Below are 22,283 nucleotides of genomic sequence, written 5' to 3'. Positions count from 1 at the left end.
GACTGGATGGTCGACGATTCATGCGGCCTCTGGTCCATTCCGATACCCCCTGATCAAGGAGTAGGAAACAATGCCGGATCGGTTCCGAACCAAAACCCAAGTGCTGGAGTACCTGGCGGTGATCCTCGGTCCGAATCGGGAGTTCCGGATTCTGGAGACCGAACACGGTTGGGTATGCCGACCGGTCCTGAACCAGGAGGAGATCGAGAGCGGCCAGGGACTGGGCCTGGGGAATTACGTGGTCAACAAACAGACCGGAGTGGTGACAGAACATCGGAGCCTTCCCCCGAGGCTGATCGGCCAGGAGTACGAGGCGGCGATACAGGCGGGACAACCGATACCGGGCATTCAGGTGTACCCGCCGACCTGGCGGGTCCATCTCGAACGGAACTGGGAGACAGCGGCCGAGATCGAGTACCGAGTACAGGCGGAGTCGCTGACCCGGCCGCCCCAGCCGCCGATCGACCATCAACTGACGATCAACAAGCGCAATCACCACTACTACACGAACACCGAGGCGATCCACGTGACTTGCCGGGAGGCCGCGGGCTGGGCTCAAGCCCGCAGCCAGACGGGAGCCTGGCCGGAGACCGGGACGTTCGAGTTCTGAACTCCCCGTCGGCCAACGACCCGACGACCACACCGGCGACGTCCCCCACAGCGCAAAGCCCGTTCTCCGGGGATGCCCAATCCAGTAGCAGGACAGCACAATCCGCCCCGTCGACCGCACCGACGCCTGCTACCGGCGACCCGTCTAACAGCGTCGACAACCGGCCCACCACACCCGGCAACCAGAAACGCCCGGATAACCGAATTCCTGCACCCGGCCGCCCCGACGACCGCGCGTCCGTCCGGCCGGAGCACCGCACTCCCACCCCCGACCAGCCAACCCGGCCGGAGGAACGCACCCCCACCCCGAACCAGCCGACCCGCCCCGAACCACGGCAGCCATTCTCCGATCACCCAACCCGGCCGGAGCCCCGCCCCACTCAGCCAGATCCGGGCTACCACACCAAAAACCCTGCGCCCCAAGACAAAACGCAGAACCCGAACCGACGCAGCTTCGAAGAATGGCAAAGCCGGTTCCAACAGCACGAATACAACCCCAACTCCAACCCCTGGGCCACCACCCCAGCGGGCTTCCCCACCGACCCCACACCCGCCCCACCCCAATCACAAACTCCCCCAACCACCCCCGGCCCCGCGCAAACCAACCCCACAGACCACCAGACAACACCGATCACCAACACCCCGAGCACCCCTCAATCCCCCACGAACACAACCACACCGGACAACCCCACGCCCCCGGACTCCACCCCACCGATCACCCACACCCCCACCAGCACCGCCCTCGGCGACGACCCCGCCACCCACCGAGTCCAAAACAACCTCCGCAACGAGGGCGACTTCGACGTCATCTTCCACGCCGACCAAAACGGCACCCCCCTCAACAACCTCACCCCCGACCAAATCGTCGACGCCATCCGCAGCAACCCCAACTACAAACCCGGCACCCCCATCCGCCTAATCGCCTGCAACACCGCCAACAACCCCGCCCTGGCCCGCCACATAGCCAATGAACTCGGCGCCCCCGTCCACACCCCTTCCGACGCCGTAGGCACCCCCAACAAACCCAACTCCCCCGCCCACATCCGCAACAACGGCACCTGGACCACCCACCACCCCACCACCCCCGAAGGCCACACCCCTGCCCCCACAACCCACACCCCCGCCACACCCACAACCCCGTCACACCCCGATGAACCCATCGATTACATGGGCGCCGACGAACCCGCAGAGGAGGATCGCGGGCGGTCCAGTCAGGCGGATTCGAGCTTCGATCAGCTGGTCCGAGAGAATCAAGAGATACGTGATACGCCGTACTCCGAGGGTGCAAACAGAAAGATCCGGAGCAAGTGGCCAGAAAGAACGGTCTCCAATGGGGCAGCCCGGGGGACGGTGGGCGGCAATGAATTCCACTCTCGATTTGCCGCTGCAAGTGGAGAGCCCCGCTTGTTGGCCGGCACTGCTGGAGCCGATCTGCAGGATCTACCATCAGAAGGCCATCGCATATTCCGGACGCGAGAAGTCGATGGTTGGGAAAGGGCCTACGATTCGGAGCCAAAAGTCCTGGAGTACCTGACACGCGAAATCTTGCAGGCCGGTTCAGGTAGAGGAGCAGCCGAAGTCGAAGAGGCGATCCGAACGGCGATCGAATCGGCCGAGAAGACCGATGACGGCTACCCTGTCGACGCAGCCGATGTAATACACCGTGCTGCAGAGCAACTCGACATCAGTTTCGAAAATATCGACGTTTCCGTCGACATGGTGATCGACTACCCGCGCGGAAGGAGAGAGTCCCTGGACCCGGAAGAGCAGGTATGCGAGTCATGCCAGGACGTCCTCGAAGATTTCGAAAACGCATTCGACGGAAGAGTTACGGTCAGAGCACAGAACCCGGACGGAGAGACTATGTGGGGTGACCTCTAGTGGTTGACAACAGCACTTCGGCAGCCGACGAAATCCGGCGAACGTTCGATGCGGTTACGTCTGCGGGCTATCGGTCGGAGATGACCCAGGGCGCTGCCGATGCGGAGATCGATTCGATGGCAGCCGCCCAGGGCGTGACCATGGTCCCGGAGGCGGTCCGTGAGATCATGAGGTTGCTCGGCAAAAAGGCCCCAGTATGGTTCTCTGGCACGACATTCGGTGTCGACGCCGTGGACTCTGCGGTCAAGAGGGAAGCTCTGGAATGCCTCGAGGAGGCCGAATCGCACGAGATGCAGGATCCCGAGCATCTACTCGTAGTCGCCGAAGGGGGGTCCTACAGTTACGTCGTAGTCGACGGCGCTGATCTGGCGCACCCAGACCCGCCGTTATGGCTACTCGACGAGTCGGGAAGAATTGAGAAGCGGTGGAACTCCGTGACCTCTTGGTTCGCCCTCCGTGGCGAAGGCGTAATCGAGCGCAAACGCAAGCTGGCCGACCGACGGGCTAAAGGCCGTCCGGATACCCGGAGAGAGGCCTACTTCCGTTGGGGCACTTCCGGAACCGAAGCTTCTGAGAGTTAGCGGCCTTTGTTGCCATTCAGAAAAGCATCCACCCGCATCTCTCAAAACAGGGTTCCAGCTATTCCAACGGCGTCGAGGGGGAGGTTGAACCTACCAGCAATAGGGTCCAAAGCGCGATCGAGCTTCTGAATCAGCAATCAGCACGCAAGGGGATCGAATGCCCAGTTTGAACACCGTCGGGATCTACCGGGAGATGTATCGGAGTCCGAAGGAGGGGTTGCCGTCGCTGCGGGAGGCTCAGGCGACGCAGCCGCTCACGGATCGGCAGGCGATCCTGGAGTACATGCGTTCGGCCCCACCGGTTTTCGATGTGCTGGAGGATGTCACCGATCTTGTGGACGGCAGTACGGTGATCCCCGGTGGGCCGTCTTTGTTCTCGGACGGGAAGTGGATCTGGCGGGTGGACTCGATCCACTACTTGGCGACCTACCGGTTCAACTTCCCGGAGGAGTTCCTGTTCCACGTGCGGGATTCGGGTTATCGGCCGCCGACCGAGGTGCCGGACAGCGACGAGTTCGATGCCGAGGTGCTGTCCTACTTCTGAACCTGCGGCAACCAGGATGTGCCTCTGCGCCGCGTCGCCGGCGTCACCACAGAGGCTTTGAACGCCTCACATAGGCGGTGGCTATGTGAGGCGTACGAAAGTTGTGTGGCAACCGCATACTTCGGGCGGTGGTTGCCGACTCGCCAAGCGCTGGTCAGTGGCGACCTGGTCCGTCCGCTTGGACCGAGTGACGATCGCGGGCCGGGTCGTAGAGGTGCGAGTCGGCGCAGGACAACATGGGCGTCAGGGCACGGCCGACGAGGATGACGGCCGCCTGCCGTAGGTCGGCGGTTTCGACCTGGTCGGCGATGTCGGTGAGCGTGCCGCGCAGGATCAGTTGTTCGGGCTGGCTGGCCCGGTACACGACCGCGACGGGGCAGTCGGCTCCGTAGTCGGCGACCAGTTCGGCAGCAAGAGTCCGGATGCGGGTGATGGCAAGGTGCAGGACGAGGGTCGCGCCGGTGTGGGCGAAGTTGGCCAGTGCCTCGGATTCCGGCATGGCGGTGGAGCGGGCTTGGGTGCGGGTGAGGACGACCGACTGCACGAGTTCGGGGACGGTGAGTTCGGTACCGAGCAAGGCGGCCGCGGCGGCGTAGGCGGGGACGCCAGGGGTGACGTCCCAGGGAATGCCGTGGGCGTCGAGGCGGCGGGTCTGTTCGGTGAGGGCGGAGTAGAGGGACGGGTCGCCGGAGCAGAGGCGGGCGACGTCGCGGCCGGACTCGTGGGCGCGCACCAGGTGGGCGGTGATCTGGTCGATGTCGAGATGCTGGGTGTCGATCAGTTCGGTGTCGGGCGCGCAGTGCGCCAGCACCTCGGGGTCCAGGTAGGTGCCCGCGTAGAGGCAGACCGGGGAGGTGCGGAGGAGGGTGACCGCTCGCACGGTGAGCAGGTCCGCCGCGCCCGGCCCGGCTCCGATGAAGTGCACGGTCATGCGGGTGAGTCTAAATGGGCAGCGTTGGACGAAGTCGCCCCAAGCCCCGCACGTGGTCGGAGTGCTGCTCGAGATGTCTTCGCCGAACTCGGCCGCAGAACCGCCCTCGCCGAGCCCGCCGCAAGCCCCGAGCAGATGTTGATCATCGCCGCCGCCCCAAAGGACGGGCCCGCCGAGCCGGTCTCGGTGCCGCGGCGGATCGAGACCGCTGGGAGTCCGCGCACTGAAGGTGTTCCTATGTGGAGGCGAGCTGTTCGGCCGTCTCGCGACGTTCGGCGTCTGGGATCCCGGATGGCGGAAGTCCGAGAGGACCATGATGCCCGCCTTTAGCGAGCAGCACGACGATCGGACGAGTGGGCGACTCGACGGCCCTCGAACAAGCCGAGCGGAAAGGCGGCCGAACCGAGCAACGCGCCTGCCGCACGGGATAGCGGGCGGCCTTGGTACCGCGCGCGACTCCCCTCGAAGGTCGAGGCGCCGAATCGTCGCCCCCGATCAGGCGGTGGCGTCGAAGTTGGCGATCACCTTGGTCGGCCGCAGCCGAACGACAAGCTCCCCGGGAACTCCGTTGCGCTTGCCGAACTCCTCGGCGCGCTCCTCACCCATATACCGACCACCAAGCGCCGTGGCAGTGCGCAGCAGCTCGTCAGGATCCTCGGACATCGTGACAACACCCTGAATCTGGACCGACGCGTACGGCGGCTCCTCCAGATCGACGCACAGCGCGACCCGGCCGTCGCGCGTGAACGCCTTGCCCTTGGCGGTGTCCTTCCCGGTGTTGAACACGACCTCCTCGCCTTCGACGAGGAACCACACCGGCGTGACGATCGGACGCCCGTCGGCCGCGACGAAAGCGACCTTGCCCGTCCGCGTGCCGTGGTTGAGGAATTCGCGCACCTTGGGATCCGACAGTGAGGTCATGCGCACACCCTAACGGGCGCAGCTACCCATCCTCCCCCAGCAACATCCCCTTCTGCTCCCACACCCGCTCGCGAATCGCGTCCACCACCGCCGCGACCTCCGGCCGCCGCAACGTCTCCGTCCGCGTCACCAACCAGTACGCCAATTGCACCGAAACCTCCTCACGCAGAACCCGCACCAGATCGTCGTGCCGATCCGCCATGAAGCACGGCAGTAACCCCAATCCCGCCGCCGCCCGAGTCGCCTCCACGTGCACGAAAACGTTGGTGGACGAGATGGATTCGCGCATCGCGGGCGCGAAGCTCGACGCCAAGTCGAGATCGTCGACTTGGAGCATCGAATCGATGAAGTAGACCAGCGGATACCGCGCGAGATCCTCGATGCCGGAGGGAATCCCGTTCTCGCGCAAGTATTGTCGCGAGCCATAGAGCCCCAGCCGATAGTCGGCGAGCCGAATGGCTTTGGCGCGGTGCACTTGTGGCTCGCCGACGACGACCTCGATGTCCAACCCCGACCGCTGTTGGGAAGCGCGGCGGGTGGCGGTCACGATCTCGACCGCGATCTTCGGGTGCCTGCGCTGCACCTGCGCCACCGCGGGCGCCGCGAGGTAGGCGCTGAATCCGTCGGTGGCCGAGATGCGCACGACTCCTTCGAGCGTCCGGTTACCGGCCGGGTCCGCGGCGAGCGACTTGACCGCCGATTCGACGGCCTCGGCGGCGGCCAGCGCGTCGCGGCCGAGGTCGGTGAGTTCCCAGCCGCCAGTCACCCGGGTGAGCACGCGCCCGCCGAGGGTTGCCTCGAGCGCGGCGATGCGGCGGGAGATGGTGGTGTGGTTGATGCCGAGCTCGTCGGCGGCGGATACGAAGCGACCGGATCGGCCCACCGCGAGCAACACCAGCAGGTCATCGGCGCTGGGACGGCGGCCGAATCCGGGGGAAGCCGGACTCATGTCTGCATCTTTGCAGATTGGTCGTGCACATCTGGGCATTGCGACCGACACAGATCTGCACGAATACTCGTTCCAGCCATGTTGTGTGGGCCGCATCACAGATGAGGGGTGATGCGGCCCAGGTCATGAAGGAGAGTTCGATGAGCGTGCGCGAAATCGCGACGGACAGCGACCCCAGTCCCACACCGGCCGGCCTACGGCGGGTGGTCTCCGCTTCGATGGCGGGCACGGTCGTCGAATGGTACGAGTTCTTCCTCTACGGCACGGCCGCGACGCTGGTGTTCAGCAAAGTGTTCTTCGCCAAGGGGACCAGCGATCTGGACGCGATCCTCGCCGCGTTCGTCACCTACGCGGTCGGCTTCGCCGCGCGACCGCTCGGCGGCATCGTCTTCGGCCACTTCGGCGACCGCTACGGACGCAAGAAGCTGCTGCAATTCAGCCTGCTGCTGGTCGGCAGCGCGACGTTCCTGATGGGCTGCCTGCCGACCTTCGCGCAGATCGGCTACTGGGCGCCCGCGCTACTGGTGACGCTGCGCTTCATCCAGGGTTTCGCGGTGGGCGGCGAATGGGGCGGCGCGGTGCTGCTCGTCGCCGAACACAGCCCCAATCGCAGTCGTGGTTTCTGGGCGAGCTGGCCGCAGGCGGGCGTGCCCGCGGGCAATCTGCTGGCCACGGTCGTGCTGCTCGCGCTGACCTCGACGCTGTCGGACGCCGCGTTCCTGTCCTGGGGCTGGCGGGTCGCGTTCTGGCTGTCGGCGGTGGTGGTCCTCGTCGGCTACTACATCCGCACCAAGGTCACCGACGCGCCGATCTTCCTGGAGGCGCAGCGCGAGGCCGAACAGGTCAAGGCGACCTCGTTCAGCGTGGTCGAGGTGCTGAAGCGTTATCCCCGAGGCGTTTTCACCGCGATGGGTCTGCGCTTCGGCGAGAACATCATGTATTACCTGGTGGTCACCTTCTCCATCACGTACCTGAAGGTGCACGTCGGCGCGGACACCAAGACCATCCTGTGGTGGCTGCTGGCGGCGCACGCGGTGCACTTCGCGGCGATCCCGCTGGCCGGGCACCTGTCCGACCGATTCGGCAGGCGGCCGGTGTATTTCGTCGGCGCGCTCACCGCGGGCACCTGGGGCTTCTTCGCGTTTCCGATGATGGACAGCGGAAATCACGTGGTCATCATGTCGGCGATCATCGTCGGGTTGGTCTTCCACGCGCTGATGTACGCGGCCCAGCCCGCGATCATGGCGGAGATGTTCCCCACCCGGATGCGGTATTCCGGTGTTTCCCTCGGCTATCAGGTGACCTCCATCGTGGCCGGTTCGCTCGCGCCGATCATCGCGGTCCGGCTGCTCGACAGCTTCGGCTCCTCGGTGCCGATCGCCTGGTACCTGGCGGGCGCCGCGGCCGTGACGGCGGTGACCGTGCTCTTCGCCAGGGAGACAAGCGGTCTCGACCTCCAGGCGGTCGATCGGGCCGACGCCGAGGTGACCGCTCGATGACCGACCTACTCGGACGACGCGCGCTGGTCACCGGCGGTGCGAGCGGCATCGGCGCCGCCTGCGCGCGGGAACTCGCCGCTCGCGGCGCGGAAGTCACCGTAGCCGACATCGACGGCGACGGCGCTCAGAAGCTGGCCAACGAGATCGGCGGAAAGCCTTGGCAGGTCGACCTTCTCGATGTCGCCGCGCTCGAAGACCTGCGCCTCGAGGTGGACGTGCTGGTGAACAACGCCGGAGTTCAACGCATTCACCCGATCGAGGACTTCCCGCCCGCGCAGTTCCGCGACATCCTCACCTTGATGGTCGAAGCGCCGTTCCTGCTCATCCGCGCGGCGCTTCCGCACATGTACCGCAACGGATTCGGACGCGTCGTCAACATCTCGTCGGTGCACGGGCTGCGCGCCTCGGCGTACAAGGCCGCCTACGTGACGGCGAAACACGGGCTGGAAGGGCTGTCCAAGGTCACCGCGCTGGAGGGCGGCCCACACGGCGTGACAAGTAACTGCGTCGACCCGGGATACGTGCGAACACCGTTGGTGGACAAGCAGATCGCCGATCAGGCCAGAACACACGGCATCCCGGAACAGCAGGTGATCGAGAAGATCATGCTCACCGAGAGCGCCATCAAGCGTCTCGTCGAACCCGACGAGGTCGCGGCCCTTGTCGGCTGGCTCACCGGCCCGCACGCGGGCATGGTCACCGGCGCGTCCTACACCATGGACGGTGGGTGGAGCGCTCGATGAGGCGGTCGGTCCGCGCGGGATCAGCCTGCTCGGTTCAACGCCGACAGTGCCATCTCGCGCAGGATCGGCCGCGCCTTGCTCGCGGTCGCGGGCGGCGCGCTGTGCGGGGTCGAGTTGAGCAGGCCGAACGCGGCGTGCGCCTGGACCCGCGCCCCGTCCTCGGGCAGCCGAGGATGCAGTTTGCGCAGCACCTCCACCCAGACCTCGACGTACTGGCGCTGGGTGCGCCGCAGCTCGCGCCGGGGTCCGGCGGGCACGTTGTCCAGGTCCCGGTCCTGAATACGGATGAGCTCGGGCTCGCCGAACGCGAAGTCCAGGTGGAAGTCGACCAGACCTTCCAGCGCCGCCTCGGCGGAGTTCGCGCCGACCACGACGGCCCGGCCGCCCGCCAGCAGCCGCTGGCTGACCCCGACCAGCAGCTCGACGAGCAGCGCCTCCTTGTTCGGGAAGTGCCGGTACACCGCGGGGCCACTGATGCCGACGGCCGCGCCGAGGTCGTCGAGCCGCACGCCGAGGAAGCCCCGGTCCGCGATGAGCCGCGCCCCCGCCTCCAGCAGTTGCTTGCGCCGCTCCGCTTTCAGCTGCTCGCGGCGGGTGAGTGCCACAGCTTCCGTGCCGGTCACACCCGCTCCTTTCACCCGATCTGGACAACTCGGTTAATCGATATTAACCTGAATTCCAGTTATCGGCGACTAACTGGACGGCGGACGTGATGACGGTTACCCAAGAGGTCGGCAACCGCGCGGCGCACGAGGCGCTCACCAGCGACCTGCGCGCACGGCTGGCGGCGGCCGCGCTCGGCGGGCCAGCGAAGGCGCGGGAGCGGCATATCGCGCGCGGCAAGCTACTGCCAAGGCAGCGGGTGGATCAGCTGCTCGATCCGGGCAGCCCGTTCCTCGAGCTCTCCCCGCTCGCGGCGAACGGGATGTACGGCGACGAATGTCCCGGCGCGGGCGTGATCGCCGGGATCGGGCGGGTGTCGGGACGCGAGTGCGTGATCGTGGCCAACGACGCCACGGTGAAGGGCGGCACCTACTACCCGCTCTCGGTGAAGAAGCACCTGCGGGCGCAGGAGGTGGCGCTACAGAACCGGCTGCCCTGCCTGTACCTGGTCGACTCGGGCGGTGCGTTCCTGCCGCACCAGGACGAGGTGTTCCCGGACCGCGAGCACTTCGGCCGAATCTTCTACAACCAGGCCACCATGAGCGCCAAGGGCATCGCGCAGATCGCGGCCGTGCTCGGGTCCTGCACAGCGGGCGGCGCGTACGTGCCAGCGATGAGCGACGAAGCGGTGATCGTGCGCGACCAGGGCACGATCTTCCTCGGCGGCCCGCCGCTGGTGAAGGCGGCCACCGGCGAGGTGGTCACGGCCGAGGAACTGGGCGGCGGCGCGCTGCACTCACGCACCTCGGGCGTCACCGACCACTTGGCCGAGGACGATCAGGACGCGCTGCGCATCGTGCGACGTATCGTGGCCACCCTCCGCCCGCGACCGCAAAGCCCTTGGGAGATAACAACTTCCAGGACGCCCGCGCTACCGGAGTCCGAACTGTACGACGTGGTGCCTGTCGACTTGCGCACCCCCTACGACGTGCGGGAAGTCATCCACCGCATCGTCGACGGCGGTGACGGCGAGAGCGGATTCCACGAATTCAAGGCCGAATACGGCAAGACACTCGTCACCGGCTTCGCGCGTATCCACGGCCACCCGGTGGGCATCGTCGCCAACAACGGCGTGCTGTTCAGCGAATCCGCCATGAAGGGCGCGCATTTCATCGAGCTGTGCGACAAGCGCGAGATCCCGCTGCTGTTCCTGCAGAACATCACCGGCTTCATGGTCGGGCGCGACTACGAGGCGGGCGGCATCGCCAAGCACGGCGCCAAGATGGTGACCGCGGTGGCCTGCGCGCGGGTGCCGAAGCTGACCGTCGTCATCGGCGGCTCCTACGGCGCGGGCAACTACTCGATGTGCGGACGCGCGTATTCGCCGCGCTTCCTGTGGATGTGGCCGAACGCGCGGATCTCTGTGATGGGCGGCGAGCAGGCCGCCTCGGTGCTTGCGACCGTGCGCGGCGATCAGCTGGACAGCAGCGGTCAGCCGTGGTCGGAGGAGGATCAGGAGGCGTTCAAGGCGCCGATCCGCGACCAGTACGAGCACCAGGGCAATCCGTACTATTCGACGGCCCGGCTCTGGGACGACGGCGTCATCGACCCCGCCGACACCAGAACCATTCTCGGCCTTGCCCTTTCGGTTTGCGCCCAGGCGCCGCTCGAACCGGTTTCCTACGGCGTCTTCCGGATGTGATCGCGATGCTGAACAAATCCCACCCCGTCGGTTTCGACACCGTGCTCGTCGCCAATCGCGGCGAGATCGCGGTGCGCGTCATCCGCACCCTGCGCGCCATGGGCATTCGCTCGGTCGCCGTCTACAGCGACGCGGACGCCGGTGCCAGGCACGTCGTCGAGGCCGACACTGCCGTGCGGCTCGGCCCGGCCCCCGCCCGCGAAAGTTACCTGGACATAGCGAAAGTCGTGGCGGCCGCGGTGCGCACCGGCGCGCAGGCCGTGCACCCCGGCTACGGATTCCTCTCGGAGAACGCCGCTTTCGCCGCCGCACTGGCCGAGGCGGGCATCGTCTTCCTCGGTCCGCCCGCCCGCGCCATCGAGATCATGGGCGACAAGATCGCCGCCAAGAACACCGTCGCGGCCTTCGACGTCCCCGTCGTCCCCGGCATCGCCAAGCCCGGACTCACCGACGACGAGCTGATCGCCGCGGCCGCCGAGATCGGCTACCCGGTGCTGGTCAAGCCGTCGGCGGGCGGCGGAGGCAAGGGCATGCGCCTGGTCGAGGATCCTGCGCTGCTGCCCGACGCGCTGGTCAGCGCGCGGCGCGAAGCGGGCGCGGCGTTCGGCGACGACACCCTGTTCCTGGAGCGGTTCGTCACCAGGCCACGCCACATCGAGGTGCAAATCCTCGCCGACCAGTACGGCAACGTCCTGCACCTCGGCGAACGCGAATGCAGCTTGCAGCGCAGGCACCAGAAGGTGATCGAGGAAGCCCCGTCCCCGCTGCTGGACGCGGAGACAAGGGCGCGCATCGGCGCCGCCGCCTGCAACACCGCGCGCAGCGTGAACTACGTCGGCGCGGGCACCGTCGAGTTCATCGTCTCCGCCGACCGGCCGGACGAGTTCTTCTTCATGGAGATGAACACCCGGCTCCAGGTGGAGCATCCGGTCACCGAGCTGGTGACCGGCGTCGACCTGGTGGAATGCCAGGTCAGGGTGGCCGCGGGCCAGAAGATCGGCGCGCGCCAGGAGGAGATCCGCCTCACCGGCCACGCGATCGAGGCGCGCGTCTACGCCGAGGATCCCGGCCGCGGGTTCCTGCCCACCGGCGGCACGGTGCTGGATCTGGTGGAGCCGGAAGGTCCTGGCGTGCGGGTGGATTCGGGTCTGCGCGTCGGCACCGTGGTCGGCAGCGACTACGACCCGATGCTGTCCAAGGTCATCGCGCACGGCCCGGATCGCGCCGCCGCGCTCGGCGCGCTCGACCGCGCGCTCGCCGACACCGTGCTGCTCGGCGTCACCAGCAATATCGAGTTCCTGCGCTTCCTGCTGGCCGACCAGGACGTGGCGGCGGGACGACTCGACACCGGCCTGCTCGACCGCAGGGTCGGCGACTTCCGGCCCGAACCGGTGCGCGACGAGGAATTCGTCGTCGCGGCCGCCTATCACTGGCTGCGCCGCTGGCCCGCCGACGCGAACGATCCGTGGGACGTCCCGTCCGGCTGGCGGATCGGCGTCCACGCGCCCACCCCGATCCGGCTCGCGGGCGGCGACCGCACCGAGCACGTCTACCTCACCGGCCGCCCCGAAGCGGCTCGGGTTCAGATCGGCGACGGCGAATCCCGCACGCTGTCGGCCTCTTTCGCGGCGGACACCGCGGAAAGCGGTGTGCTGACGCTGACCCTGGACGACGTCCGCCGCGACTACCGGGTGGCCGAACACGACGGACAGCTCTGGGTGGCGAGTCCCGCGGGCGTCTCGGTACTGCGCGAGGTCGCCGAGGTCAACGTCCGAGGCGGCGGCGAACACGTCGGCGACGCCGAAATACGCAGTCCCATGCCGGGTTCGGTGATCGCCGTCCCGGTGACCTCCGGCGCGACGGTGGCGGCGGGTGCACCCGTCGTCGTTGTCGAGGCGATGAAGATGGAGCACACGCTCACCGCGCCGGTCGCGGGCGTCGTCGAAGTGCTGGTCGAGCCGGGCGCCCAGGTGCGCCTCGACCAGCCGCTGGCCCGCATCGTCGCCGAAACGAATACCTCTGAGCGAGAAGGAACTTCCGCATGACCGACTTCCTGTCCACCGGCACGCTGCCCGAGGACTACCGCGACCTTGCCCTGACGGTCCGCGATTTCGCCCAGCAGGTGGTAGCCCCGGTCGCCGCCGAGCACGACGCGAACCACACCTTCCCGTACGAGGTCGTCTCGGGCATGGCCGATATGGGCCTGTTCGGCCTGCCCTTCCCCGAGGAGTACGGCGGCATGGGCGGCGACTACTTCGCGCTGTGCCTCGCGCTCGAAGAGCTCGGCAAGGTCGACCAGAGCGTCGCCATCACGCTGGAGGCGGGCGTCTCGCTCGGCGCCATGCCGATCTACCGCTTCGGCGACGAGAAGCAGAAGCAGGAATGGCTGCCGCAGCTGACCAGCGGCCGCTCGCTGGCCGCGTTCGGGCTCACCGAGCCGGACGCGGGCAGCGACGCGGGCGGCACCACCACCAAGGCCGTACTGGACGACGGCACGTGGATCATCAACGGCCGCAAGCAGTTCATCACCAACTCCGGCACGAACATCACCAAGCTCGTCACGGTGACCGCGGTGACCGGCACGACCGGCGGCAAGAAGGAGATCTCCACCATCCTGGTGCCGACCGACACCCCCGGCTTCGTCGCCGAGCCCGCCTACAACAAGGTCGGCTGGAACGCCTCGGACACCCATCCGCTGAGCTTCACCGACGTGCGCGTCCCTGAGGAGAACCTGCTCGGCGAGCGCGGCCGCGGCTACGCCAACTTCCTGCGCATCCTGGACGAGGGCCGCATCGCGATCGCCGCGCTGTCGGTGGGCGCGGCCCAGGGTTGCGTCGACGAGAGCGTGCGCTACGCCAAGGAACGGCTCGCGTTCGGCCAGCCCATCGGCCGCAACCAGGCCATCGCCTTCAAGATCGCCCGCATGGAGACCCGCGCGCACGCCGCGCGCACCGCCTACTACGACGCCGCCGCGCTGATGCTCGCGGGCAAGCCGTTCAAGAAGCAGGCCTCCATCGCCAAGCTGGTGGCCAGCGAGGCCGCGATGGACAACGCCCGCGACGCCACCCAGATCTTCGGCGGCAACGGCTTCATGAACGAATACGCTGTGGCCAGGCATTACCGCGACAGCAAGATCCTGGAAATCGGCGAGGGCACGACGGAGGTGCAGCTGATGCTGATCGGACGGGAGTTGGGCCTGTGACCGAACGACGAATCGTCCAGCGCGGCTTGTGGTTCGAGGAGTTCGAGACCGGCGTCGTCTACGAGCACCGGCCCGGCCGCACCATCACCGAGGCCGACAACGTCCTGTTCACCACGCTGACCATGAACACCCAGGCGCTGCACCTGGACGCGGCGTTCAGCGACGCGCTGCCGCCGTTCAACAAGCGGCTGGTGAACTCGATGTTCACCCTGTCCACGCTGGTCGGGCTCTCGGTCGCCCAGCTGACCCAGGGCACCATCGTGGCGAATCTCGGCTTCTCCGAGATCAACTTCCCGCACCCGGTGTTCCACGGCGACACCCTGTACGCCGAGACCGTGGTCACCGACAAGCGCGAGTCCAAGTCCCGCCCGGGCGAGGGCATCGTGACCTTCGCCCACACCGGGCGCAACCAGCACGGCGAGATCATCGCGACCGCCACCCGCAAGACGCTGGTGCGCATGGCTCCGGAGCAGGCATGACGTGGCAGATGGCGGGACCGGGCTGGTTGTTCTGCCCCGCCGACCGACCCGAACGCTTCGCGAAGGCGGCCGCGGCCGCCGACGTGGTGATCCTCGATCTGGAGGACGGCGTCGCCGCCGGTGACAAGGCAGGGGCGCGCGCGGCCCTGATCGCGTCCCCGCTCGACCCGGAGACCACCGTGGTGCGGGTCAACGCGGCGGGCACCGACGAGCACGCGCTCGATCTCGCCGCCTTGGCCGAGACCGGATATCGCCGCGTCATGCTGCCGAAAACCGAGTCAGCCGAACAGATCACGGCGCTGTCCGACTACGAGGTGATCGCGCTCATCGAATCACCGCTCGGCGCGCTGACCATCGGGCAAGCGGTCACGGCGCCCAATGCGATCGGCGTCATGTGGGGCGCGGAGGACCTGATCGCTGGTCTGGGCGGCACCGCGAGCAGGCACGCCGACGGCGGCTACCGCGACGTGGCGCGGCACGTGCGATCCAGCGCGCTGCTCGCCGCCAAGGCCTACGGCAAGTTCGCGCTCGATTCGGTGTACCTGAACATCCGCGATCTCGACGGTCTCCGGGCCGAGACCGACGACGCGGTGGCCATCGGGTTCGACGCCAAGGTCGCGATCCATCCCAGCCAGGTAGCGGTGATCCGGGCGGCGTACGCACCCGCCGACGACGAAATCGCCTGGGCGAGGCGGGTACTCGACGAGGTACCCAAGCACCGCGGCGTCTTCGCCTTCGAAGGCCGGATGGTCGACGCCCCGGTGCTGCGGCACGCGGAACAAATCTTGCGGCGCGCACACAGCCAGAACTGATCCACCCCACGAGCCAGGAGGTATTGCGGTGCAACCACAGTGGGTGCCGACCGAACGGGACATCGCCGACGCCAAGGTGACCGATTTCGCGCGGTTCGTCGCCGAGCGCACGGGTGTCGCCACCTCGGACTACCACTCGCTGTGGCAGTGGTCGGTGGACGATCTGGCCGGCTTCTGGCGGGCGGTGTGGGAGTACTTCGAGCTCGGCGACATCGACGGCGAGGTACTGGCGAGCACGGAGATGCCTGGGGCCCAATGGTTTCCGGGCACCAAGCTCAACTACGTCGACCAGGTCGTGCGCCAGGCCCGCACCGACCGGCCCGCCATTCTGGCCGTCGGCGAGGACGAGCCGACCCGCGAGGTGTCCTGGGTCGAGCTGATCGACGCCACCGCCGCCTTCGCGCGCACCCTGCGCGAGCTGGGCGTCGGGCCGGGCGACCGGGTCGTCGGCTACCTGCCGAACATCCCCGAGGCGGTGATCGCCTTCCTGGCGACCGCGAGCCTCGGCGCGATCTGGAGCGCGTGCGGGCAGGACTACTCGCCGAAGGCCGCCCTCGACCGCCTCGGCCAGCTGGAGCCGACCGTCCTCGTCACCGCCGACGGCTACCGTTTCGGCGGCAAGGCGCACGACAAGCGCGCCGACATCGCCGCGCTGCAAGCGGGTTTCGGGTCGCTGCGCGCGACGGTCGCCGTCTCGCGGCTCGGCCTCGAGGTCCCGGACGCCATGCCGTGGGCGGACGCGGTCGGCACCGACAACGCCGGGGCCGTCATCGAGACCGAGAGCGTGGATTTCGACCACCCGCTGTGGATCGTCTTCTCCTCCGGTACGACGGGCCTGCCAAAGGGCATCGTGCACGGCCACGGCGGCGTGCTGCTCGAGCACCTGAAAGCCATTGCGCTGCAATCGGATATCGGCACGGACGACACCTTCTTCTGGTACACCAGCCCGAGCTGGATGATGTGGAACTTCCAGATCGCCGGCCTGCTGGTCGGCGCTACGATCGTCTGCTACGACGGCAGTCCGACCTATCCCGCGCCGGACGCGCTGTGGCGCATCGCCGCCGAGACCCGCGCGACCGTGGTGGGGACCAGTCCCGGCTACGTGCTGGCCTGCATCAAGGCGGGCGTCGTCCCGCGCGACGAGCACGACCTCTCGGCGCTGCGCACGGTCGGCATCACCGGCTCTGCGCTGCCGCCCTCCTCGGCGCTGTGGTTGCGCGACAACGTCGGTGAGCACGTTCCGGTGGCCTCCATCAGCGGCGGCACCGATGTTGTCTCGGCCTTCATCGGCGGTGTGCGCACGGTGCCGGTCTGGCCGGGCGAGCTCTCGGCGCCGTATCTCGGCGTAGCGCTCGACGCGTTCGACACGGCGGGCAAGCCGGTGCGCGGCGAGGTCGGCGAACTGGTGATCACCAAGCCCATGCCGTCGATGCCGGTGAGCTTCTGGCGCGATCCGGACGGAAAGCGTTACCACGACGCCTATTTCGACATGTTCCCCGGTGTCTGGCGGCACGGCGACTGGATCACCATCACCGAGCACGGCAGCATCGTCGTGCACGGGCGCTCGGATTCCACCCTGAACCGGCACGGCATCCGGATGGGCAGCGCGGACATCTACCAGTCCGTCGAGCGGCTGCCGGAGATCACCGAGGCGCTGGTGATCGGCGCGGAACAGCCCGACGGCGGGTACTGGATGCCGCTGTTCGTGGTTCTCGCGCCCGGCGCCGAGCTGACCGACGAACTGCGCGACCGCATCAGCTCGACCATCCGCACCGAGGTCTCGCCCCGCCACGTGCCCGACGAGATCCTGGTCGCCCCCGGCATCCCGCACACCCGCACCGGCAAGAAGCTCGAGGTGCCGATCAAGAAACTGTTCCAGGGCGCCGAGGCCGCCCGCGTGGTGGAGCGCAGCGCCGTCGACGACCCGGACCTGCTGGACTGGTACGCGAAGATCCGCCCCGCGCGCTGAATCCAAGCGCCGGTCAGCTGCGGGTTCGGCGAATCGCGCTGCGCCACAACGCTTGCCGCGCGCCGGTGAGGAGGTCGCGCACCCGAGTGCGGCGGAAGGCACGCTGAGCATCCAGTTCCCGCTGCCGAGCCTGCCGCACCTTGGCCGGATCGAGCTCGGCCTTCGCGCGCACGTCCTTCCAGCTCTGGGCCTCGAGTGCCACGGTCACTCCTCCTCTTCGTCGTAGTCGCCATTCGGCCAGCTGGCCGCCGGTCAGCTGCGGATTCGGCGAATCGCGCTGCGCCACAACGCTTGCTGCGCGCCCGTGAGGGTGCGCAGCAGGGTTTCGCTGTGCCGCAGGTCGCCGAGCAGCCGGACCTGGTCGATCAACGCCGAGCGGCGTACCGCGGGCGCGACCTTGTCGGGGTGGCCCGCGTCGAAGGGCGGTCGGGGGTCGTATTCGATGGCGAGCTGAATCGCCTCGGCGCGCTCCTCGCCGAAGACCTCGCCGACCAACCACAGCGCGAGATCGATACCGGCCGAGACACCGGCGGCCGTGGCGATGCGGTCGCCGACCACGAACCGTTCACCGCGTTGGGGCACGGCGCCGAGCAGGCCCAGGGCGCGCTGCGCCGCCCAATGCGTCGTGGCGGGTTGGCCATCCAGCAGGCCAGCCGCGGCGAGCACGAGGGCGCCCGTACACACCGAGGTGGTCCATTCGGCGGTGGTGTGCACGGTGCGCACCCACTCCAGCACCCGCTCGTCCGCGGCGACGGCGGTCGCGGCCGGGCCGCCGGGGACCACGACCAGCCGTGGGGCCGGCGTCTCGTCGAAGGTGTGGGTCACCCCGAGCGCGAGCGCGCCGCTGTCGGTGACTACCGGTCCGATCTCGTGTCCGACGAAACGGACTTCCGCACCCGGTGCGAAGCGCAGCACCTCGTACGGTCCGATCGCGTCGAGCGCCGTCATGCCCGGATACAACACCACCGCGATTTGACATGCCGACACGGCAGCCCCCTTCTCCCGACGACCGCCGCTGCGGCGGACCACCGCAACGGTAACACCGCCGACAACGGACCAGGGCACTGTAGTGACTGACAATTCACTATCTCATTTATGCTCTACCTCGGTTGACTTTGCTGTATGTTCATCATCGTTCGGCGATCGACACAGACAGACTGCTGGTGCCCCCAGTGCGGAAGGCTCGATCGCCGATCTCCGAACGGTTCGGCGCGGCGCATCCCGCCTCGCCGCCGCGGCGAGCCGAGCGGCGAACCGTGTGGTCTCGAAGCGACCGCGCATCGAGACCACACGGAACGGCCGCGGTGCTCGGTCGCGTGCCCAGCGCTCGAGCCGGTCGACGCAGCGCGACCTGGGCAAATCACGGCGGGCGCGAAGTCGTTACGATGTCCGGCATGAGTGTCGACAATCGCCGTACGGCGCGAAAGGCAGTCAGCGGCGACTCGGCACCACGGGAGATCAAGCGGCGGCCGAAGAATCGGCGCGCGCAGATCGCCGCGGCGTCCGCAGCCGCTTTCGGCGCCCTCGGCTATCACGGCGTGAGCATGGAGGACATCGCCTCCGGGCTCGGGATCAGCTCGGCCGCGCTGTACCGGCACTATCCGAGCAAGTACGCGCTGTTCCGCGAGGAGCTCATGCGGGTCGGCCGGGCGATGACCGAGTCGGTCCAACTGCCCGACGACGCCGCCGAACTCTCCCCCGAGCAACGGCTGCACGCGGTGCTGGACGCATTGATCGGCGCCACCATCGAGAACCGCCCGAGTGTCACGCTGGTGCGCTGGGAGGGCCGCTACCTGGAGCCGGAGGACCAAGGGACGCTGGCCGAGCAGCAGGCCACCGTGTTGGACGCGCTCGGCACCGAATTGCGCGGGCTGCGCCCGGAACTCGGCCAGGACGACGCCAGGGTGCTCCGCGCCGCACTGCTGAGCGCCATCACGAGCATCGCCGACCACCACGCCGCGCTGCCTGCCAAATCCCTTGCGCGCCTGCTCCGCTCGGCCTGCTGGTCGCTGGCGAACACCGAACTGCCGCCCGCCGCTGCTGAAGCGGAACCCACGGCGGCGGTGGAGATCCCGGAGTCGTTCAAACACGAGCTGCTGCTGCACAAGGCCGTCGAGCTCTTCCACGACCGCGGCTATCCCAATGTGAGCGTCGAAGAGATCGCCAGCGCCGCAGGGCTTTCCGCGGCATCAGCGGTCTACCGCTTCTACCGCGGCAAGAGCGATCTGCTGGCCGCCGCGTTCCGCAGGGCGGCCGAACGCGTCTCGAACGCGATCGGCCCCGCTGTCGCCGCATCCGACGGACCGGAAGCCGCGCTCACCAAGCTGATCGAGTACTACGTCTCCGGTTCTTTCGCCGAGCGCGACCTCACCTTCGTGTATTTCACCGAGTTCCAACATGTTCCGGCCGAGGAGCGCACCGTCCTGCGCAATATCCAACGGCTCAGCGTCGAGGAGTGGGCCAAGCTGCTACGCGAGGTGCGACCGGAGCTCTCGCCCGCCGAGGCGCGCTTCCTGATCCACGCGGCCTTCGCGCTGGTGATCGATCTCGGCCGCGCGTTCGGCAGCGACCCGATCGCCGCGCAGGACCGGGTGCGACTGCTGATGCAGGTCGCGTTGTTCGGCCGTCCGGCACAGGGCTGAAACCACCGCACCGGGGTCGACAGCCGGATCCATGCCGCGATAATGTTACCGAGCATTCTGGTCCGCATCGGTTTAATCGCGCCCGTTATAGCGGCCGTTACTCCCTGTTTGTGATCTATCATTCAGTTTGATTCCGGCCTGGGAAAGCCTGCTTTACCGAGCATCCGTTTGGGTTAGCATCGCCGCATGGATGCGCAGAAAGGCGGCGCCCGCCGGGAGGCGGCGAGCGGTGAGAACGCACGGGCGATCCGCCGTCGGCCGCGAAACCGGCGGGCGCAGATCGCGGCGACCTCCGCCGAGGCCTTCGGCGCACTCGGTTACCACGGCGTCAGCATGGAAGAGATCGCATCCCGGCTCGACATCAGCTCCACCGCGCTGTATCGCCACTACCCCAGCAAGTACGCGCTGTTCCGCGAGGAGGCGCTGCGGCTGAGCGCGCTCTGCGCGGAGGCGGTGCGCCTGCCGGACGACCTGGCCGAGGCCGACGCGCAGCGCAGGCTCGAGCACATCATCGATACCTTCATCGAGAAGTCGATCGCCAACCGCCGCGGCGCTGCCCTGCTGCGGTGGCAGAGCCGCTACCTCGAGCAGGACGACTACCGGATCCTGATCGACCAGCTGATCGAGGCGTATCGGGTGGTCGGCGCGTTGCTCGCCGAGACACGGCCCGGACTCGCGAACGCGGACAGCGTCGTTCTGGCCACCGCGGTGCTCAGCGTCATCGGCAGCATCTCCGATCACCACGTGTCCATCCCGGTGCGGTCGCTGACCAAGCTGCTGCGCACGGCGTGCCTGGACGTCGTCCGCTGCGACCTGCCGCCGGTCGGCGACGCGCCGTCCACCGAGGGCGCCACCGAGGTCCCGCTCCGGTTCAAGCACGAGCTGCTGCTGCGGCGCGCCATCGAACTCTTCCACGAGCGCGGCTATCCGAACGTCAGCGTCGAGGACATCGCCAATGCCGCCGAGCTGCCCGCGTCCTCGGCCGTCTATCGCTTCTACCGGAGCAAGGGTGATCTGCTCGCCGCCGCGTTTCGCCGTGCGGCGGACCGGGTTTCGGCCGCCATCGGTCCGGCCATCGCCGCCTCCGACGGTGACCCGGAGCGCGCGCTCACCAGGCTCATCGAGCTCTACGTCGCCGGCTCGTTCGCCGAGCGGGAGTTGACCTTCGTCTACTACGCCGAGATCAGCAACGTGCCGCAGGAGGACCGCACCGTACTGCGAAACATCCAGCGGCTCAATGTCGAAGAGTGGGCGAAGCTCGTCGTCGGGGTGCGCCCTGAACTGTCCGCCGCCGAGTCGCGGGTGCTGGTGCACGCCGCCTTCGCCTTGGTCGTCGACCTCGGTCAGTGGTTGGGTCCGGACAATCCGTCCAGCTCGCAGACACGGGTCATCCACCTGATGCAGGTCATCCTCTTCGGAAGGCCCGCGGCGCCGCGTTGAACCACCCGCCGCACTGCGCGGCCGCGCGGCCGAAACCTATTGCTGCGGAGCGGGTACGAGCGGCGAGTTCACCTTGTTGACCAACCACTTGCCGTCCACCTTGGCCATGCGCATCACCATGGACAGCTGGCCGGGCGCGGGCTTGCCCTGGGTGCCGACGCTGGTGATGGTCTGGCCGATCACCACGATCGCCTCGGCCGAGGTCTCGTCGCCGGTCTTCACCGCGCACTGCACGTCGTTGGTCTTGGAGACCACCTCGCCTTGGGACAGCACCTCTTTCAGCTCGCGGCTGGTGTCGTCGAACTGCTTCTTCCAGTCGCCGGTCGCGCCGTCCAGCACCGCGGTGAAGTAGGCATCGAGGTTCTTCGCGTCGTAGTTCGCGAGCACGGGCGCGTACGCGCAGGCCGCCGCCCTTGCCTCCTCGTGCGCCGCGAGCAGGGCCTCGTTGTCCTTGTTCTGCACGAAGAAGTATCCGGTGGACGCGATCGCGCCACCCAGCAGGACGGCTACCGCGGCGCGTGCCGCGACGACGCCCTTGGTTCCGCCGGGGATACGCAGACGATCACGCCAACTCGACTTCACCGCAGTGCCTTTCGCATCTGCGGACGCGATGGCGGTGGCCGCCACCGCAGTGTCCTTCACATCCGCGGAGGACTTGTCGGTGGACAGCGCAGCCTGCGCCTCGGTATCCGCGGCGGCCTGCTCCGCAGACCCGGTGTCCGCCGCGCCCGTCGTCACGGGCGCGGCGCCTTTGTCGACATCGTTGTCACTCATGG

General features: G+C 67.8%; 21 protein-coding genes. 14 read left to right on the top strand and 7 right to left on the bottom strand.

The window, feature by feature from the left end; genetic code table 11:
* The first annotated feature begins 70 nt into the window (after nt 1-70).
* The 4 genes from NAM01S_RS37555 to NAM01S_RS12490 all read left to right on the top strand — a co-directional run bounded on the left by NAM01S_RS37555 (nt 71) and on the right by NAM01S_RS12490 (nt 3,615).
* Entirely contained in the window at nt 71-610 is a 540-nt protein-coding gene (locus NAM01S_RS37555) for an SUKH-4 family immunity protein (protein WP_067784133.1), read from the top strand.
* Nucleotides 532-2,490, top strand: a complete 1,959-nt coding sequence (locus NAM01S_RS37550; RefSeq protein WP_505248119.1) for a DUF8616 domain-containing protein — start codon at nt 532-534, stop codon at nt 2,488-2,490. The genes NAM01S_RS37555 and NAM01S_RS37550 overlap by 79 nt, the downstream gene beginning before the upstream one ends.
* Nucleotides 2,490-3,071 carry a hypothetical protein gene (locus tag NAM01S_RS12495; protein ID WP_157107721.1) on the top strand — a complete coding sequence of 194 codons (582 nt, stop codon included), beginning with the start codon at nt 2,490-2,492 and terminating at the stop codon, nt 3,069-3,071. The genes NAM01S_RS37550 and NAM01S_RS12495 overlap by 1 nt, the downstream gene beginning before the upstream one ends.
* Nucleotides 3,072-3,228: 157 nt before the next feature.
* Complete coding sequence (locus NAM01S_RS12490; protein ID WP_067784126.1) at nt 3,229-3,615, top strand: hypothetical protein; 387 nt, start codon at nt 3,229-3,231, stop codon at nt 3,613-3,615.
* Nucleotides 3,616-3,769: 154 nt separating this feature from the next.
* On the opposite strand, the gene cobM is transcribed toward NAM01S_RS12490, so the two are convergent.
* The 3 genes from cobM to NAM01S_RS12475 all read right to left on the bottom strand — a co-directional run bounded on the left by cobM (nt 3,770) and on the right by NAM01S_RS12475 (nt 6,416).
* On the bottom strand, nt 3,770-4,546 hold the full coding sequence (cobM, locus tag NAM01S_RS12485; RefSeq protein ID WP_067784124.1) for a precorrin-4 C(11)-methyltransferase: 777 nt from the start codon (nt 4,544-4,546) through the stop codon (nt 3,770-3,772).
* A gap of 495 nt (nt 4,547-5,041) precedes the next feature.
* Nucleotides 5,042-5,467, bottom strand: a complete 426-nt coding sequence (locus tag NAM01S_RS12480; protein ID WP_067784122.1) for a PPOX class F420-dependent oxidoreductase — start codon at nt 5,465-5,467, stop codon at nt 5,042-5,044.
* 22 nt (nt 5,468-5,489) lie between these two features.
* Complete coding sequence (locus NAM01S_RS12475; RefSeq protein ID WP_245910084.1) at nt 5,490-6,416, bottom strand: LysR family transcriptional regulator; 927 nt, start codon at nt 6,414-6,416, stop codon at nt 5,490-5,492.
* 140 nt (nt 6,417-6,556) lie between these two features.
* On the opposite strand from NAM01S_RS12475, the gene NAM01S_RS12470 reads away from it, so the two are divergent.
* Together NAM01S_RS12470 and NAM01S_RS12465 are read left to right on the top strand one after the other, a co-directional pair.
* Nucleotides 6,557-7,915 carry an MFS transporter gene (locus tag NAM01S_RS12470; protein ID WP_067784224.1) on the top strand — a complete coding sequence of 453 codons (1,359 nt, stop codon included), beginning with the start codon at nt 6,557-6,559 and terminating at the stop codon, nt 7,913-7,915.
* Nucleotides 7,912-8,658 (top strand): 3-hydroxybutyrate dehydrogenase, encoded by a 747-nt coding sequence (locus NAM01S_RS12465; RefSeq protein ID WP_067784117.1) that lies wholly within the window; start codon nt 7,912-7,914, stop codon nt 8,656-8,658. Before NAM01S_RS12470 ends, NAM01S_RS12465 begins: the two co-directional genes overlap by 4 nt.
* A gap of 20 nt (nt 8,659-8,678) precedes the next feature.
* Here the strand turns inward: NAM01S_RS12465 and NAM01S_RS12460 are convergent, their stop codons facing one another.
* The gene (locus tag NAM01S_RS12460; RefSeq protein WP_067784222.1) at nt 8,679-9,281 is read right to left on the bottom strand and encodes an SACE_7040 family transcriptional regulator; all 603 of its coding nucleotides are present in this window, start codon (nt 9,279-9,281) and stop codon (nt 8,679-8,681) included.
* Nucleotides 9,282-9,370: 89 nt separating this feature from the next.
* On the opposite strand from NAM01S_RS12460, the gene NAM01S_RS12455 reads away from it, so the two are divergent.
* The 6 genes from NAM01S_RS12455 to NAM01S_RS12430 are packed head-to-tail and all read left to right on the top strand — an operon-like array spanning nt 9,371 to nt 17,425.
* Entirely contained in the window at nt 9,371-10,963 is a 1,593-nt protein-coding gene (locus NAM01S_RS12455; protein ID WP_067784115.1) for a carboxyl transferase domain-containing protein, read from the top strand.
* Between the two features lie 5 nt (nt 10,964-10,968).
* On the top strand, nt 10,969-13,008 hold the full coding sequence (locus NAM01S_RS12450) for an acetyl/propionyl/methylcrotonyl-CoA carboxylase subunit alpha (protein ID WP_067784220.1): 2,040 nt from the start codon (nt 10,969-10,971) through the stop codon (nt 13,006-13,008).
* Nucleotides 13,005-14,165, top strand: a complete 1,161-nt coding sequence (locus NAM01S_RS12445; protein WP_067784113.1) for an acyl-CoA dehydrogenase family protein — start codon at nt 13,005-13,007, stop codon at nt 14,163-14,165. The genes NAM01S_RS12450 and NAM01S_RS12445 overlap by 4 nt, the downstream gene beginning before the upstream one ends.
* Complete coding sequence (locus NAM01S_RS12440; RefSeq protein ID WP_067784111.1) at nt 14,162-14,644, top strand: MaoC family dehydratase; 483 nt, start codon at nt 14,162-14,164, stop codon at nt 14,642-14,644. Before NAM01S_RS12445 ends, NAM01S_RS12440 begins: the two co-directional genes overlap by 4 nt.
* Nucleotides 14,641-15,456 (top strand): HpcH/HpaI aldolase/citrate lyase family protein, encoded by an 816-nt coding sequence (locus NAM01S_RS12435; RefSeq protein ID WP_067784108.1) that lies wholly within the window; start codon nt 14,641-14,643, stop codon nt 15,454-15,456. The genes NAM01S_RS12440 and NAM01S_RS12435 overlap by 4 nt, the downstream gene beginning before the upstream one ends.
* Nucleotides 15,457-15,484: 28 nt before the next feature.
* On the top strand, nt 15,485-17,425 hold the full coding sequence (locus NAM01S_RS12430) for an acetoacetate--CoA ligase (RefSeq protein ID WP_067784106.1): 1,941 nt from the start codon (nt 15,485-15,487) through the stop codon (nt 17,423-17,425).
* A 13-nt stretch (nt 17,426-17,438) separates the two neighbouring features.
* Here the strand turns inward: NAM01S_RS12430 and NAM01S_RS12425 are convergent, their stop codons facing one another.
* Together NAM01S_RS12425 and NAM01S_RS12420 are read right to left on the bottom strand one after the other, a co-directional pair.
* Nucleotides 17,439-17,627 (bottom strand): hypothetical protein, encoded by a 189-nt coding sequence (locus NAM01S_RS12425; protein ID WP_157107720.1) that lies wholly within the window; start codon nt 17,625-17,627, stop codon nt 17,439-17,441.
* A 50-nt stretch (nt 17,628-17,677) separates the two neighbouring features.
* Nucleotides 17,678-18,412 (bottom strand): DJ-1/PfpI family protein, encoded by a 735-nt coding sequence (locus NAM01S_RS12420; protein WP_255284304.1) that lies wholly within the window; start codon nt 18,410-18,412, stop codon nt 17,678-17,680.
* A gap of 407 nt (nt 18,413-18,819) precedes the next feature.
* Between NAM01S_RS12420 and NAM01S_RS12415 the strand changes: the two genes are divergently transcribed.
* The gene (locus NAM01S_RS12415) at nt 18,820-20,067 is read left to right on the top strand and encodes a TetR/AcrR family transcriptional regulator (protein WP_067784216.1); all 1,248 of its coding nucleotides are present in this window, start codon (nt 18,820-18,822) and stop codon (nt 20,065-20,067) included.
* 186 nt (nt 20,068-20,253) lie between these two features.
* Nucleotides 20,254-21,507 carry a TetR/AcrR family transcriptional regulator gene (locus tag NAM01S_RS12410; RefSeq protein ID WP_067784102.1) on the top strand — a complete coding sequence of 418 codons (1,254 nt, stop codon included), beginning with the start codon at nt 20,254-20,256 and terminating at the stop codon, nt 21,505-21,507.
* A gap of 36 nt (nt 21,508-21,543) precedes the next feature.
* Here NAM01S_RS12410 and NAM01S_RS36535 read toward each other — a convergent pair whose 3' ends face one another.
* Nucleotides 21,544-22,281, bottom strand: coding sequence for an Rv1363c family protein (locus NAM01S_RS36535; RefSeq protein WP_253798458.1), 738 nt, complete (start codon nt 22,279-22,281; stop codon nt 21,544-21,546).
* Nucleotides 22,282-22,283 lie beyond the last annotated feature (2 nt).

This window comes from Nocardia amikacinitolerans NBRC 108937, from assembly GCF_001612615.1.
Taxonomy (GTDB): Bacteria; Actinomycetota; Actinomycetes; order Mycobacteriales; family Mycobacteriaceae; genus Nocardia; species Nocardia amikacinitolerans.
This window is presented reverse-complemented; position numbering and strand designations above follow the sequence as displayed.

Excerpts from the sequence above, each read along its gene's own strand:
- NAM01S_RS12410 (WP_067784102.1), top strand. The coding sequence starts at position 20,254 with ATGGATGCGCAGAAAGGCGGCGCCCGCCGGGAGGCGGCGAGCGGTGAG.
- NAM01S_RS12480 (WP_067784122.1), bottom strand. The coding sequence starts at position 5,467 with ATGACCTCACTGTCGGATCCCAAGGTGCGCGAATTCCTCAACCACGGC.
- NAM01S_RS36535 (WP_253798458.1), bottom strand. The coding sequence starts at position 22,281 with ATGAGTGACAACGATGTCGACAAAGGCGCCGCGCCCGTGACGACGGGC.
- NAM01S_RS12445 (WP_067784113.1), top strand. The coding sequence starts at position 13,005 with ATGACCGACTTCCTGTCCACCGGCACGCTGCCCGAGGACTACCGCGAC.
- NAM01S_RS12435 (WP_067784108.1), top strand. The coding sequence starts at position 14,641 with ATGACGTGGCAGATGGCGGGACCGGGCTGGTTGTTCTGCCCCGCCGAC.
- NAM01S_RS12475 (WP_245910084.1), bottom strand. The coding sequence starts at position 6,416 with ATGAGTCCGGCTTCCCCCGGATTCGGCCGCCGTCCCAGCGCCGATGAC.
- cobM (WP_067784124.1), bottom strand. The coding sequence starts at position 4,546 with ATGACCGTGCACTTCATCGGAGCCGGGCCGGGCGCGGCGGACCTGCTC.
- NAM01S_RS12470 (WP_067784224.1), top strand. The coding sequence starts at position 6,557 with ATGAGCGTGCGCGAAATCGCGACGGACAGCGACCCCAGTCCCACACCG.
- NAM01S_RS12455 (WP_067784115.1), top strand. The coding sequence starts at position 9,371 with ATGACGGTTACCCAAGAGGTCGGCAACCGCGCGGCGCACGAGGCGCTC.
- NAM01S_RS12450 (WP_067784220.1), top strand. The coding sequence starts at position 10,969 with ATGCTGAACAAATCCCACCCCGTCGGTTTCGACACCGTGCTCGTCGCC.
- NAM01S_RS12490 (WP_067784126.1), top strand. The coding sequence starts at position 3,229 with ATGCCCAGTTTGAACACCGTCGGGATCTACCGGGAGATGTATCGGAGT.
- NAM01S_RS12465 (WP_067784117.1), top strand. The coding sequence starts at position 7,912 with ATGACCGACCTACTCGGACGACGCGCGCTGGTCACCGGCGGTGCGAGC.
- NAM01S_RS12415 (WP_067784216.1), top strand. The coding sequence starts at position 18,820 with ATGAGTGTCGACAATCGCCGTACGGCGCGAAAGGCAGTCAGCGGCGAC.
- NAM01S_RS37555 (WP_067784133.1), top strand. The coding sequence starts at position 71 with ATGCCGGATCGGTTCCGAACCAAAACCCAAGTGCTGGAGTACCTGGCG.